The sequence below is a fragment of the Leptolyngbya sp. 'hensonii' genome (assembly GCF_001939115.1).
In the GTDB taxonomy this organism is placed as follows: domain Bacteria; phylum Cyanobacteriota; class Cyanobacteriia.
The window spans coordinates 24,361-37,718 of record NZ_MQTZ01000029.1; the positions used below are offsets into that span (position 1 = coordinate 24,361).

Sequence of the window (13,358 nt, forward strand, 5' to 3'; positions counted from 1 at the left end):
GGAGTTTGACACTTTATTTAATTCTCGTTCCTTAACCTGAATTAGCCATAGCCTAAAACCCGGAGAACTTCTTCAATGGTCGTTGCACCGGCTGCAATTTTTTCCAGTCCTGCTCTGTAAAAAGAGTCATAATCTGCTTGCTTAAAGTGATTGATCAGAGTCGTGTACTCTCCACGCAGCATCAGAGCTCGAACCTGATCGTCAATAGCCACGAGTTCAATCAGCGCATCTCGACCCAGATACCCACTGAAAAAACACTGATCACAGCCTTGACCTCGTTGCCATTGATAGTGGGTGCAGGTCTCTGGGGTGAGTCCGATTGTGGCGAGTTCCTCCGGCTCGGGTGTGTAGGATTGGGCACAAAATTTGCAAACCTTACGCACCAATCGTTGGGCCAGCACCCCCAGCAAAGCTTCTCCCATCGCACTGGGATTCACCCCCAAATCCCGGAGTCGGGGGATGGCTCCCACCGCGCTGTTCGTGTGTATGGTTGATAATACAAAGTGTCCAGTTAAAGCAGCTTGAATCGCGGTTTCTGCGGTTTCTGCATCGCGAATTTCTCCCACCATGATAATATCTGGGTCCTGACGCAGAATGGCCCTCAAGCCACTGGCGAAGCTCATCCCTCCGGTTTCGTTAATTTGTCCCTGGGTAATATGGGAGAACTTGCACTCGATCGGGTCTTCTAGCGTCACCACATTGACTTTATCGGTAGCCAGAACATTTAACGTAGTATACAAAGTCGTCGTTTTCCCAGATCCGGTAGGTCCCGTAACCAAAATGAGTCCCTGAGGCTGCTGTAACCATTTGTGATAGGTAGCTAGGGCTCGGGGTGTAAATCCCAGCAGTTCCAGATTGTTGTTTAAAACTCGATTGTGGGGTAACAGACGAATCACCATTTTTTCACCTTCCGCAGAGGGATAGGTGCTGGTCCGCATATCCAGATTAAAGTGAATTCGCTCCGATGTGACGTAGTGCTGGCCAATCCGGCCATCCTGAGGCTTTCGGCTTTCGGCAATATTCATATTGCTCATCACTTTCAGGGCCACCACAATTTTGCGCCCCACATCGCCCGGTAGAATTTTGATCGTTCGCATCATGCCATCAATGCGATAACGGACCCGCAACCCTTCTAGGGTGGGTTCCAGATGAATGTCACTGGCCCGATGTTGTAGGGCGATCGAAATCAGGGCCTGAATCCGATGGCTTTGATCAAAAGCCTGAGCCAGATACTTGTCGGTAATCTCCTCCAGATGAGACTGTTCTTCCTCACCCGTCAGTGGGTTGACAAAGGGTTCGAGGGTAACCTGGTCAGAGTTAGACGCATTCTGATGAAACAGCCAGTTTAGATAGCTCCTGGAGGTAATTGGAATGATTTCAATCCCTGTCAGGGTGCGAGCACTCAACCTGCAGATCTCTTCAGCAGAAATTTCCTGAGGACTGGCCAGGTAAAAGACCCCATGCCATAACAGTAATGGGATGACGGAGGGCAAGCTCTTGCGGTCCTCAAATTCACGAAAGAAGCGATAACTGACCTCGTCGTCGAGCTGCTCAAGACTTAAATTGCCCTGAGGATCTACCAGTAAGCTGAGTGCTTCTTCACAGGTAATTTGATCACTTCGTAGGCGAGTCCAGGGAGATTGCCAGCTATGCATAGAATTGGTTCGCATACAGTGTTAACTATGGCATCTTGAAGGTAACGGCATTATCCTGGTGATGCACCTGCAAGAGTTTCACCCTGAATTTCAGCAGCAATGTACAAAAATTACTAAATTTAGACTTCCACAATCAGGATGCCTTTGCTCAGCTCTCGTCTGAATTAAGCCAAAAAGCGGATAAATTAACATATTTCTTAATCAGAGCGGGGCAATTGTTAATCCCAGGATTGAGCCCTTCATGCCAAATACAAGCCAGGTAGAACTCATCAAACAGAGCGTAGAACTGTGGAATGCTTGGAGGGCCAAGCATCCGGATGTTCCGATCGACCTGAGTCAATCCAATCTCAGTCAGGCTAACCTCAGTCAGGCTAATCTCAGTCAGGCTAATTTGAGTCGATCGGACTTTTACCACGCTAATCTGATCGGCACGAACCTGCAGGGAGCCAATCTGGAACGGAGTACCCTGGTTGGTGCAGTCCTGACTGGGAATGTCAGTCAGGCCAATCTACGTCATGCTTCTTTATACAGTGCGGTACTGACCTTTGCCAATTTGACCCAGACTGACCTCAGCCATAGCAATCTGATCAGTGCCAATCTCAGTAGCGCGAACCTATCCCATGCCCTACTCTCTGGGGCAAATTTAAGCCATGCCCTGTTCTGGGGAACGGATCTGCGCTACGCCGTCTTGAAGCAGTCTGTCCTCTGGGGCGCAAAGTTATACCGGGTGCAGTTGACTGGAACGAATCTGGAATCTGCCGATCTGAGCAACACGGTGCTGCGGGGAGCCGATCTGCGGGGAGCCACTCTGCGTCATGCCTCCTTGATCAATGTGGACTTGATGAATGCCAATCTCCAGGGGGTTAATTTAGAAGGGGCAACCCTGAAGCAGGTTAACTTTGAAGGAGCCAATCTACAAGATGTGGTCTTTCCGGAGGGACAAGAGCCGCTCCGAGGGGATCCCTACAGAATCCGTTAACCTCCTAAAGGGGCCGATAGCCGCAAGTCAAACAACTGCGTATACCTAATCGCACGGTTGCATTCTGGATAGTAAAACTATGGCGCACGACCGACGATCGTGGTTTTACAAATAGGGTAATGACGATGCGAATTCTATTGACGGCTGACCCGGAAATCCCTGTTCCCCCGCCTCTGTATGGGGGTGTGCAACGATTGGTAGATACCCTGATTTCCTTGCTGCAGGCCAAAGGACATCCGGTAGGTCTGATAGCCCATCCCGATTCCACCTCTACCGCCGATCGCTTTTTCCCGTTCCCCGGCACGGCATCTCAGCGTCGGTGGGATACCTTGCGGAACATAGCCGCCATGGGGGCAGCAGTCCAAGCCTTCCAACCCGATGTGGTGCACAGTTTCTCGCGACTGGTTTACATGCTACCTTTTCTGACCCGTTCCCTGCCCAAGGTGATGACCTATGAGCGCCAGCCGACTCCCCGAGCCGTGCAGTGGGCCGCTCGTCTGGGGGGTGACTCTCTGGTGTTTGCCGGATGCAGTCACCATATTAGCCGTGCTGGACAGGCAGCGGGGGGAACCTGGCGCACAGTCTATAACTTCGTTGAACTGGAGACCTATACCTTCCAGCCAGCCGTGGCCCCAGATGCGCCGCTGGTGTTCCTCAGCCGTCTGGAGCGGATTAAGGGAGTCCATACGGCGATCGCCGCCGCTCGTCGGGCTGGTCGGCGGTTGTTGATTGCCGGGAACCGGGTCCACAGTGACGAAGGGGAGGTTTACTGGCAAACCGAAATTGCCCCCTATCTGGGCCGGGAGGGGATTGAATATGTGGGACCAGTCAACGATGCCCAGAAGAATGAATTGCTAGGACAGGCTGTAGCCATGATTGTCCCGATCGAGTGGGAAGAACCCTTTGGGATTGTGTTTACCGAAGCCCTGGCCTGTGGCACTCCTGTCATTGCCTGCCCCCGGGGAGCTGTGCCTGAGATTGTCCGTCCTGGAGTGGATGGCTTCTGGGTCAACTCCGTTGAGGATGCGGTGCTGGCAATTGCTGCCCTGCCTACCCTAAACCGGCATGCCTGTCGTCAGCGGGTGGAAGAGCAGTTTTCTGCAGCAGCGATCGTCAACCAGTATGAACAGCTCTATCAAAGCTTAATTATGCGCAATTCCAGCCCCCTCATGGGACGGCAAGTTGTCGCATAACTGGATAAAAAAAGCCCCCTGGTTCAGGGGGCTGTTGTGTGTTTCCCTGCAGAAAAATGTGACCTTTCCGGCTCAGGAGGTATCGTTATATGGTGTGAGGCAGTGATAGCAATAGGCTGTGCCTGCCTGTTTCCTAGAATAGAAAAGAACTGTGACTTTTTTGTGGAGTCATTGCAATTTTTCTATTACAGAAATCACCATACTCCCCCTCCAAAACAGGGGGCGAGCCGCAGGTGCAAAAAGGCTAAAGCTGAACAGCTCACCTGGGTGCGGAGGCACTCAGGGCGAATGGTCTGATCAGAGTTTTATCAGGTCATCAGGAGGAGATGCGCTACTGGTCACATTCCTGATCGAAGTCCAGTTCGCGTACTGCCTGTGATGTGTTTACGGGTATGGCGTTTCTTTAATTGTCGGCTTCTGAACTCAAAACTTCGCCTCAGCAGTCTCAAGGATGGAGTCAGCCCAGTCTCTGAAGCAGTCCCATCCGAGTCATGACGCACCTTAATCACAGGATGGCTCGATCGGGGGCCAACTACTGAGACATCCCCGCAGTTCTTCCAGGTTGAGGTAATCGTAAGCAAAGGCTTTGCGAAGCAAATCCGAAGGCACGAACTCATCGTATTTCTGCAACTTGGGGGCTTCCTCCTCCCCCATCAGGTCGTTGGAAGTGAGCCGCCGATCGACCGCCGAGACAATCTCATAGTAGAGGTTGTGGGGTTTGGCCTTACCCAATTGCACCATCAGGTAGTAGGGGGACGTGCCGGTGACGCTGCGAAGACCGATCGTCTCCCGACAAAAGCGGCTGACAAAACGTTCCAGGGTTCGAAAGGGTACGGTGCCCATCCAGGGCAACACGCAGCAGGCTTTCCGATCCTCCAGAGGAATAACTGCATTATGCTCCAGGTCAAACTGTTCGGCCAGTTTGCGGGCAGCCTGCAGTCGCTTTCTGGCTCCGGGCTGCAGATAGGCATATTCTGTCTGCTCCACCAGCACCTGTCGCATCCGTTGCAGCACACGGGTATGGATTTCCCCACCGCCCCCATGCCAGGAGACAGTCGCGGTCCCGATCGCGGGTTGGGCCAGAACTCGCTTGCGCCGGGTATCCAGGTCGAGGACTTCCCAGGTGCGCCCAGCCAGGGCAAACCGGCTGCCCGGTGGGGGTGGGGTGACGATGCTGCCGATCGCTTCGGTCCCAACCATCACCTGGTAGTCTTCCGTATCGGGGAAGATGGCGTAGAACTTGAAGTTACGAACGATTTTCTCCCCCTGTAGGCCAATCAACAGGCCCCCAGTTTCAGTGCGTTGCAGGTGATCCAAGTCCAGCAGATGGCGCAACAGTTGCCGAAAATCCTCCTGGGACACCTGGCGGAAAGGGGGCAGGGTCAGCACTTGCTGGGCCAGAGCTACTGGGGAAAGCTCTCCCAGGGCGGCCAGGGTACTCAAGGTCTGGTGATAGAGCAGACTGAAGGGATATTGTACCGATCGGGCTGGTTCCACCCACTTTTCTTCCAGATATAACTGAAGGATGGCGATACATTGCAGGAGTTGCCAGGGAATCTGCTCTGGCAATAATTCATCCCCTGTAGGTGCTGGTTCCGCGCAGACAAAGCGCATGTCTGCCGGAGTCCCCCGTCTACCCGTGCGGCCCAATCGCTGCAGGAAACTGGCCACCGCCAGGGGAGACTCTAGCTGAATCACTCGCTCCAGTTGGCCAATGTCGATGCCCAGTTCAAAGGTAAGGGTGGCCGCAGTGATGGCAGGCGTTTCGCCCCGCATGGCGTTTTCGGCAGCTTCTCGCAGGGGGGCGGCAATGCTGCCATGATGCACATGGTAGATATCTGGCATATGGTTGGCCTGGGCCATCTCCCGCAGATTGGCGGTGATCGATTCTGCCTGGGGCCGACTGTTGGCAAAGATCAGACACTTGCGGCCACGGGTCTGATCAAAAATGTGCTGATAGTAAGGGTCAAAGGTGGGGGTTTCGCCTTTGGCCCGCACTACCCCCAGGCGACGCAACTGGAAGTGTTCCAGGGCCAGGTGCAGCTTGCGTTGCCCCCCCTGGACGATCGGGGTGATGACGGTGCGATCGGTCCCAGCCTGCAGCCAGGTCTCGGCAATTCCATAATCCCCCAGAGTCGCTGATAGCCCAATGCGGCGCGGATTGCAGCCTGTCTGCTTTGCCAGTCGGACTAACTGACAGAGGATCTGCCAGCCCCGATCGCTGCCCACAAAAGCATGAACTTCATCAATCACCACAAACTGCAACTCGGCAAATAACCGCATCAGATCGTTGCTTTTATTGATCAACAAACTCTCTAGGGACTCAGGGGTAATCTGGAGAATCCCTCTTGGATCTTTCAGGAGCCGCTGTTTCTGGGCTTGGCCCACATCCCCGTGCCAAGCCCACACCGGAATATCGGCCTGTTTCAGGAGGTCGTTCAGGCGATCGAACTGATCGTTAATCAACGCTTTGATCGGACCAATGTAGAGGGCAGCGATCGTCCGGGCTGGTTGTGCATAGAGGCGGGTCAGTACAGGCAGAAAGGCGGCTTCGGTCTTGCCGGAGGCGGTGCCTGCCGCAATCAACAGATGGGCATCAGTGTCGAATATGACCCGACAGGCTTCTGCCTGCACCTGGCGGAGTTCCGTCCAGCCATGGCTGTAGATGTATTCCTGGATGAAGGGAGCCAGGCGATCGAAGGCATCATTTCCCATGGTTCACCTATTGGCTGAAGCTGACGTTCAGAACCCTCCCCAGGCTGTAGCTCGCCTTCACGGTCTGATTGCCTCGAAATGCTTTGGCGGTTTGTCGATAGGTCAATGGGTCTGTAGTCAGAGGACCGATCGCACAGTCTAGCCGGTAATTCACGGTTCTGAGCAGTTCGGGGGCGTCATTGCGTTCGCTGAATTTGCGCCGATCATCCACCTCATCCACCAGGGGACGAGCCGGGAGAGCGGGCCACCAGACCCCGTTATCATCTGGACCCGTGACCGCTGCCGCTGGTTTCTCCCCATTCCGGTTCGTCAGACGAGTGGTGCTGAATTCGACCCAGCGGTAGTCATTAGGGTTATTGCGGCTGGGATTGGTGTAGTACTGTACCCGCCAAGTGTAGATGGCTTCAGCAGTCGCAGCATTGCAGGTCGTTTCGCTGATGACCTCCCCTTCTGGAGTACATCCCACCAACAGCATCAGGGCAGCCAGTAGAATTCCCCAGTTGGAGGAAGTGGTTTTGGCAGGTATGAAGCAAGACGTGGGCATTAGCGCAACCATCCATTGGCAGTATTGACAGACCTCAGTTCCCCTGGAGAATATCAATTGTACCTGGCCGTAGGAGTTTCAGAGGAGAACGGAATGAAAGGAGACCTTGAATTCGGTAGACGGGAATTTATTTTGAGCACTCTGTCGGCAGGGTTTGCCTTGGCCGTGCAGCCGATCGCGGCGGGAACCATTACCACCGACAGCAAGAGCCTGATTGCTGGGGAAGTGAAAATCCCGGTAGCAGATGGCACCATTCCAGCCTATCGGGCTAAACCAGCTACGGGGAAAGGGTTTCCCACGGTTCTGGTTGTGCAGGAAATCTTTGGCGTGCATGAGCACATTAAGGATGTCTGCCGCCGGTTTGCCAAGTTGGGATATTTGGCGATCGCCCCTGAACTGTATGCTCGCCAGGGGGACGTTTCCAAGCTGACCGATATTAAAACGATCGTCTCAACGGTTGTCTCCAAAGTCCCCGATGCTCAGGTATTTTCGGATCTGGATGCGACCCTGGCCTGGGCCAAACGCACGGGGGAAGGAAATCCAAACAAAGTTGGGATTACGGGCTTCTGTTGGGGAGGTCGCATCACCTGGCTATATGCCAACCACAACCCTAATGTGAAGGCAGGGGCAGCCTGGTATGGCCGCATCATCGGGGATCGAAATCCACTGCAACCGAATTATCCGATCGACGTTGCGGCCACCCTCAAGGTTCCGGTTCTGGGCCTGTATGGTGGAGCGGATGAAGGCATTCCAAATGATACGGTGAAGCAGATGCAGGCAGCCCTGAAGCAGGCAGGCAGCGCTTCCGTGATCCTGTCCTATCCCAACACCCCCCATGGCTTCCATGCCGATTACCGGCCCACCTATCGGGAGAAGGAAGCCAAAGATGCCTGGAAACACCTGTTAAGCTGGTTCAAAAAGTATGGTGTGGCTTAGTTGATTTCAGATGCCTGAGCTGTCTGTATGATCAGTGAAGCAGATATGGCTTTCTTGGTGCATTTAGAAGGGCATTAATATACTTCATGCACCAACACTGCCCTCACCCCCGGCCCCTCTCCCAGAGCGGGAGAGGGGAGAAATTAAGCGTTAATGCCCCTTCTCCCCATTGTGGGAGAAGGGGGTGGGGGATGAGGGGAAAGGGATTGGTGTGCCAAGTATATTGTTGCCTTTAGAAGCCCAGGCATCTTCTGAGGTCCACTTCCCACGGCGGATGTTTTTTTATTTTGCAAGACTGCATCAGAAATACTTGCAGCATGTTTACCCGATTGTGGTGTTCTCCTTTGACGAGCCCTATCGGCAAGAAGCGAACGTCTACATTAAAGCTTCTATCTCATTTCTTGAAATGTCTACTGCCATAAGAAGTTTGTTTTCAAGATTTAGAAGTGCACTATAGATTTTATTCCAGGAAATCCTGCCTAAGTAAAACAATTCCTGAATAACTGTAGAAGCTTTAAAAACTTGATACGTCGCATAAATTTGGCATACTGTTTTGTCCTGCATAGGACGACTACGCTGAGTTATGATTCTCGCTGCTTCGACGTTGCCAAATTCTTCTTTAAGACTACAAACTTCAATTTGTTTTTCTAACTCTTTATTTATTGATTAATGCTTGCTCAGCATAATCGCGTCTTTTCATTTTGCTTGATGTAGATCCTTCCCAAGATTGAGTGGCATAACGACCAAGTTCAGCGGCAGCTAGTGACTTATGATTGGGAGCATGTCACTTTTGCAGTGATGCTTTCTAGCCCTCATCCCCCAGCCCCTTCTCCCAAAAAGGGCGAAGGGGAGCCGAATCATTTCAAAGTCCCTCTCCCAAATTGGGAGAGGGATTTAGGGTGAGGGCAAAGGTGACATGTACCCCTTATGATTCCTGACAATAACCTTTATTCCGCCGCTGCAACGACTTGTTGGGCTGCTGCCCCCGACTACTGGCTTCGCGATGCCCGCGATCTAAAAGCCATAGGCAAATTTCTATACCAAGAAATTTTTTGCAACTCAATCAGTTCCTACTACTCAAACTAGCATATAGTTAAAAACATCTAAATGATTTAATCATTATGATTTAACTTTTCAGAACTTGAAGCCGCTCGGCAATCATTCTTGGTAGTCTGTGGTTGAGACATCATTGAATGTGCGATCGTAGATGCCAGATTCCATTCTCCAGCCAATTTTTATCTATAGCTGATCCTTTCCATGAAATGGTTTGGCTATAGATACTTTGATCTACCGTTCATTCAGTTCAATCATGGCAATCACCAATCTCATCCGGTTTAATAACCTCCGGAGCGATATCTTCGGCGGTGTTACGGCTGCCGTTGTCTCGTTACCCCTGGCACTGGCCTTCGGCGTTGCTTCTGGGGTGGGTCCCCTCGGTGGGCTCTATGGGGCAGTTTGCGTCGGCTTTTTTGCCGCCCTGTTTGGCGGAACTCCAACGCTGATTTCGGAGCCCACAGGTCCCATGACCGTTGTGATGACGGCGATCGTCGCCGGTTTCATGGCCAGCAATCCTGAAAACGGGCTGGCAATGGCGTTCACCGTTGTCATGTTAGCGGGATTATTCCAAATTGTGTTTGGAATTTTCAAATTGGGCAAATATATTACCCTAATGCCCTACAGCGTGATTTCAGGCTTTATGTCTGGGATTGGGGTGATTCTGATTATTCTGCAAATTGCGCCGTTTCTGGGGCAGGCCGCTCCCAAAGGCGGTGTGTTGGGCACCTTCCTGAAAATTCCGGAGTTGATTGCCAACGTCAATCCGCCGGAAGCGATTTTGGGGGCATTAACCCTGGCGATCATTTTCTTCATGCCTAAGAAGATCAAAAAACTGGTACCGCCGCAGTTGATCGCGTTAATTGTGGGCACAGTTGTCTCTCTAACGGTGTTTGGCAATGCCGACATTCGCCGGATTGGCGAAATTCCCGTGGGACTGCCGCCCCTGCAACTGCCGACCTTTAGCGCCAGTCAATTGACGGTGATGTTGGTGGATGGGGTGATGCTGGGGATGTTGGGCTGTATCGACACTCTGCTGACAGCGGTGGTTGCCGATAGCTTGACTCGGACAGAGCATAACTCTAATAAAGAGTTGATTGGTCAAGGGATTGGTAATATTGTTTCCGGTCTGTGTGGCGGCTTGCCGGGTGCAGGCGCGACGATGGGAACGGTGGTGAATATTCAAACTGGGGCAACATCGGCGGTATCTGGCTTAACGCGGGCGTTGGTGCTCCTGGTGGTGGTGTTGGGGGCGGCGAAATTAACCCAGCCGATTCCGATGGCGGTGTTGGCCGGGATTGCGCTCAAGGTGGGGATTGATATTCTCGATTGGAGTTTCTTGAAGCGATCGCACAAAATTTCCGCCAAAGGTTCCCTGATTATGTACGGGGTGCTGCTATTGACGGTGTTTGTGGATTTGATCGTGGCGGTGGGCATTGGTGTCTTTATTGCCAATATCCTCACCATCAACCAATTGAGTGAAATGCAATCCTCAGAGGTAAAGTTGGTTTCTGACATTGATGATGATGTCAAGCTCAGCGATGAACACAAGCAGCTTTTGGATAAGGCACAGGGACGAGTCTTGCTGTTTTGTTTAAGTGGCCCGATGATTTTCGGTCTATCTAAGGCGATCGCCCGCGAACACAATGCCATGAAAGAAGCGGATGCCTTAGTCATTGATCTAACCGAGGTTCCCTCCATGGGGGTAACAGCTTCACTGGCAATTGAAAACGTGATCCGCGATGCTAACGATAAAGGGCTAACGGTTTATGTGGTTGGAGCTAGTGAGAAAATTCAGCGCCGCTTGCAGAAGTTAGGGTTGTTCGATCTGATTCACCCAGAACATCTGATGAGCGATCGCACCGCCGCCCTCCAACATGCGGTCGATCAGCTCAACCTTCAAAGGGTAACGACTGAATAATTTTTCGGTCAACCTCAGTCCATCATTGACCACTAGGCTTATCTCAATCCAGGCAACCGTATCCAAAGCATGACCGTCCTCGATCGGTTGCCTTTTTCATCACCGCCCCCAGTTTTATGAATTCCTCAAATCCTTCACCTTCATCGCTTTCAACTCATGATTTTATCCCACATTCTGCCTCCTTTTAGTGGGGGGATAGCCTCTCTCATGGCTCCGATGCCATTCCTGGCGACCGTTGTTGCTGAGGATTCACCCATTATTCTGTCTGGCGTATTGCTGACGCTAGCAGGTCACGGATCATCTCTGCTGCAACCTGCGGTTTTGTTTTGTACTCATCTCCAGCTTTGAGTCGTTCTCTGGGCTTGTAAACCTCAAACGATAGGGGCAAAATCATCCCCCGGAACAGAGCATAAGCCGTTACTGCCACAATGCCGTTTTCCTTTTTACCCTAACTGAACGACTCCAATTAGGCTTTGAGTCCAGGGATTAAGCTCCATAGACATTTGCTGGCTCAGGGGGATAGCCATAAAATAAGAATAGTAGTAAGGAACCTAGCCATGAGCCTTGTTGTCCCTGACGAGATTTTAACTGCAACTCGCATGACTGAAGCTGAGATGCGCCAGGAAATTGCTGTCATGCTCTTTCAGCGCAGCTTCAGAACTGGGAAGCAGGGTGGGAGACGACCATGCATCGCGTGACACTTGATGTCTGCAGGTTATTGACCACCTCGATCAGGGAGGCTCTGCGTCCCTGTTTCACCACAGCGGGGTCGTCGGGCTTTTCTGCCCGGACGCGGTGGGCGTTGGGTTCCTGCCAGGGGGCAAACAGGGGTTCGAGAACAGTGGGATTGAGGGTGGAGGAGGTCATGAAAATCAGAATGAGAGCTTTTGAAATAGATCGGCTACGGGAAACGTAAATCCGGGAATCACCTCTTCTCCATCCAGAGAATCAACGGATTTCAGCAGCCGATCGGGTTCTTGGGCACAGCGGTAGACAAGGACATAGTGCTGAGTTGGGCTAATCACCCAAACTAAGCGGGCACCATTGTCAAAATACTCAGTAATTTTCGTTTCTATCTCCTCTACTGTGTTGCCAGGAGATAAAATTTCCACCGCTAGATCGGGTGCGCCCTCTAGAAAGCCAGTTGGCAATTCGGTCATACCTTGTAAACGCTCTTTGGCAAAGAAGGAAATGTCAGGAGAGCGTTTATTACCATTTTTCATCTTGAAGGCGGTACTAGAATCAAACAAAGATCCTAGTTTTTGAGCATTAACAGTAGCAAAAAGAGCAGAGCTTAGAATAATAGCAAGATTGCCATGCAATGCTCCTGAATTTCCCATGTCAACCAATTCTCCGTTCACGATCTCATAGCGATGCCCATCTTTGGGCAATGCCATAAATTCTTCATCTGTCCAAACCTTTTTATCAGTTTTTAATTCGATCGCTGTAGACACGAATTACCTCCTTGCAATTACTGTGAATATTAAGCAATAGCAAATTCTGTAAGGGGACGCTTGCTAGGATGCTGAAAACCCAGAACAATATCTTCAGCGGGGACTCCAGCTTCTAGTAGATCATTGGCGATGCCCTGTTTCGTCCAGTCTTCTTCGATCCAAATTTTGTCTTGTTCAAGCTTGAGGTAAACGGTTACTCCAAAATCTCGCCGCTTGCCATCCCAGCCCACATGAAACCAGAAATAGTGATCGTGTTCTTCATCAAAGGCAACACACTGCTGTACTCCAGGCTGATTAGCACCCATCGCCCAGTGCTGATAGTCAGTCAGAATTTTTTGAATAATCTGACGGTATTTCTCTAGCTTATCCATTGCACAATCTCCTCTAAGCTGCATTTCCTCTGTCGGAGAGCAACTCCGCAATCAATGGTTTTGACTTAGCAAGTTGACTCACTGCCATAATGGAGAAGCCGAGAAGGTTGCCCTCCAAATCTACCCGTTCCATAACGGCATCGTTTTCTGTTTCCCGCATATAACCGGGAGCATCCGAGAAAATAACCTCTAGAAAGTCAGCTTCCGGGTCAAACCAAACTTTTACTCGCTCTGCCATAGGGTTTCTCCTTTTTTGGGTTTATCAGTGAAATAGGCGGTGACAATAAAAGCATCGTCAGGGAGATATTTGACTACCACGCAAAGCCATTTATCCCCGATCGCCGTTTGGGTATAGAACCGATAGAATAGCGCTGCGCTTTCGTCACTGCGAGATTTGCGTACCAGTTTTGGCTGCTTCAGAGTTTCAGTGATTTGTGCTTCCATCCCGACCGTTTCAGGGTGGGCAAGAATATGCGCCAACCGTTCTTCGGTCAGGCGTACTTCTCGGTTCTGATAGTCGAGCAGGGTGAGCATCAG

Annotated in this window: 12 protein-coding genes and 2 pseudogenes; 5 read left to right on the top strand and 9 right to left on the bottom strand. The window is 51.5% G+C overall.

Annotated elements, in window-relative coordinates:
• Positions 1 to 41: 41 nt before the first annotated feature.
• Complete coding sequence (locus BST81_RS10280; protein ID WP_216351287.1) at positions 42 to 1,670, bottom strand: GspE/PulE family protein; 1,629 nt, start codon at positions 1,668 to 1,670, stop codon at positions 42 to 44.
• Positions 1,671 to 1,896: 226 nt separating this feature from the next.
• Between BST81_RS10280 and BST81_RS10285 the strand changes: the two genes are divergently transcribed.
• Both BST81_RS10285 and BST81_RS10290 read left to right on the top strand, forming a co-directional pair.
• Entirely contained in the window at positions 1,897 to 2,634 is a 738-nt protein-coding gene (locus tag BST81_RS10285) for a pentapeptide repeat-containing protein (protein ID WP_075598451.1), read from the top strand.
• A 125-nt stretch (positions 2,635 to 2,759) separates the two neighbouring features.
• Positions 2,760 to 3,827: a glycosyltransferase gene (locus tag BST81_RS10290; RefSeq protein WP_075598505.1), complete on the top strand. Its 1,068-nt coding sequence runs from the start codon at positions 2,760 to 2,762 to the stop codon at positions 3,825 to 3,827.
• 501 nt (positions 3,828 to 4,328) lie between these two features.
• On the opposite strand, the gene BST81_RS10295 is transcribed toward BST81_RS10290, so the two are convergent.
• Both BST81_RS10295 and BST81_RS10300 read right to left on the bottom strand, forming a co-directional pair.
• The gene (locus tag BST81_RS10295) at positions 4,329 to 6,542 is read right to left on the bottom strand and encodes a DEAD/DEAH box helicase (RefSeq protein WP_075598452.1); all 2,214 of its coding nucleotides are present in this window, start codon (positions 6,540 to 6,542) and stop codon (positions 4,329 to 4,331) included.
• Between the two features lie 7 nt (positions 6,543 to 6,549).
• Complete coding sequence (locus BST81_RS10300; RefSeq protein ID WP_083636778.1) at positions 6,550 to 7,086, bottom strand: hypothetical protein; 537 nt, start codon at positions 7,084 to 7,086, stop codon at positions 6,550 to 6,552.
• Between the two features lie 93 nt (positions 7,087 to 7,179).
• Here BST81_RS10300 and BST81_RS10305 point away from each other — a divergent pair, with 93 nt between their 5' ends.
• Both BST81_RS10305 and BST81_RS10315 read left to right on the top strand, forming a co-directional pair.
• Complete coding sequence (locus tag BST81_RS10305; RefSeq protein ID WP_075598453.1) at positions 7,180 to 8,022, top strand: dienelactone hydrolase family protein; 843 nt, start codon at positions 7,180 to 7,182, stop codon at positions 8,020 to 8,022.
• Between the two features lie 1,309 nt (positions 8,023 to 9,331).
• The gene (locus tag BST81_RS10315) at positions 9,332 to 10,996 is read left to right on the top strand and encodes a SulP family inorganic anion transporter (protein ID WP_075598455.1); all 1,665 of its coding nucleotides are present in this window, start codon (positions 9,332 to 9,334) and stop codon (positions 10,994 to 10,996) included.
• A 292-nt stretch (positions 10,997 to 11,288) separates the two neighbouring features.
• Here the strand turns inward: BST81_RS10315 and BST81_RS10325 are convergent.
• Positions 11,289 to 11,444: pseudogene (locus BST81_RS10325) on the bottom strand (IS701 family transposase); the annotation flags it as partial.
• 109 nt (positions 11,445 to 11,553) lie between these two features.
• On the opposite strand from BST81_RS10325, the pseudogene BST81_RS28780 reads away from it, so the two are divergent.
• Positions 11,554 to 11,646 (top strand): annotated as a pseudogene (locus tag BST81_RS28780) (UPF0175 family protein); the annotation flags it as partial.
• A gap of 4 nt (positions 11,647 to 11,650) precedes the next feature.
• On the opposite strand, the gene BST81_RS28015 reads toward BST81_RS28780, so the two are convergent.
• Genes BST81_RS28015 through BST81_RS10350 form a run of 5 tightly spaced genes read right to left on the bottom strand, consistent with a single transcriptional unit; the run spans position 11,651 to position 13,355 of the window.
• A complete protein-coding gene (locus BST81_RS28015) occupies positions 11,651 to 11,863 on the bottom strand; it encodes a hypothetical protein (RefSeq protein WP_171974720.1) in 213 nt (70 codons plus the stop codon).
• Positions 11,864 to 11,868: 5 nt separating this feature from the next.
• A complete protein-coding gene (locus tag BST81_RS10335) occupies positions 11,869 to 12,450 on the bottom strand; it encodes a Uma2 family endonuclease (RefSeq protein ID WP_253188203.1) in 582 nt (193 codons plus the stop codon).
• 29 nt (positions 12,451 to 12,479) lie between these two features.
• Positions 12,480 to 12,821, bottom strand: coding sequence for a XisI protein (locus BST81_RS10340; RefSeq protein ID WP_075598458.1), 342 nt, complete (start codon positions 12,819 to 12,821; stop codon positions 12,480 to 12,482).
• 13 nt (positions 12,822 to 12,834) lie between these two features.
• Positions 12,835 to 13,059 carry a DUF2283 domain-containing protein gene (locus tag BST81_RS10345; RefSeq protein WP_075598459.1) on the bottom strand — a complete coding sequence of 75 codons (225 nt, stop codon included), beginning with the start codon at positions 13,057 to 13,059 and terminating at the stop codon, positions 12,835 to 12,837.
• Positions 13,044 to 13,355, bottom strand: a complete 312-nt coding sequence (locus BST81_RS10350) for a DUF4258 domain-containing protein (protein ID WP_075598460.1) — start codon at positions 13,353 to 13,355, stop codon at positions 13,044 to 13,046. Before BST81_RS10350 ends, BST81_RS10345 begins: the two co-directional genes overlap by 16 nt.
• Positions 13,356 to 13,358: the final 3 nt, after the last annotated feature.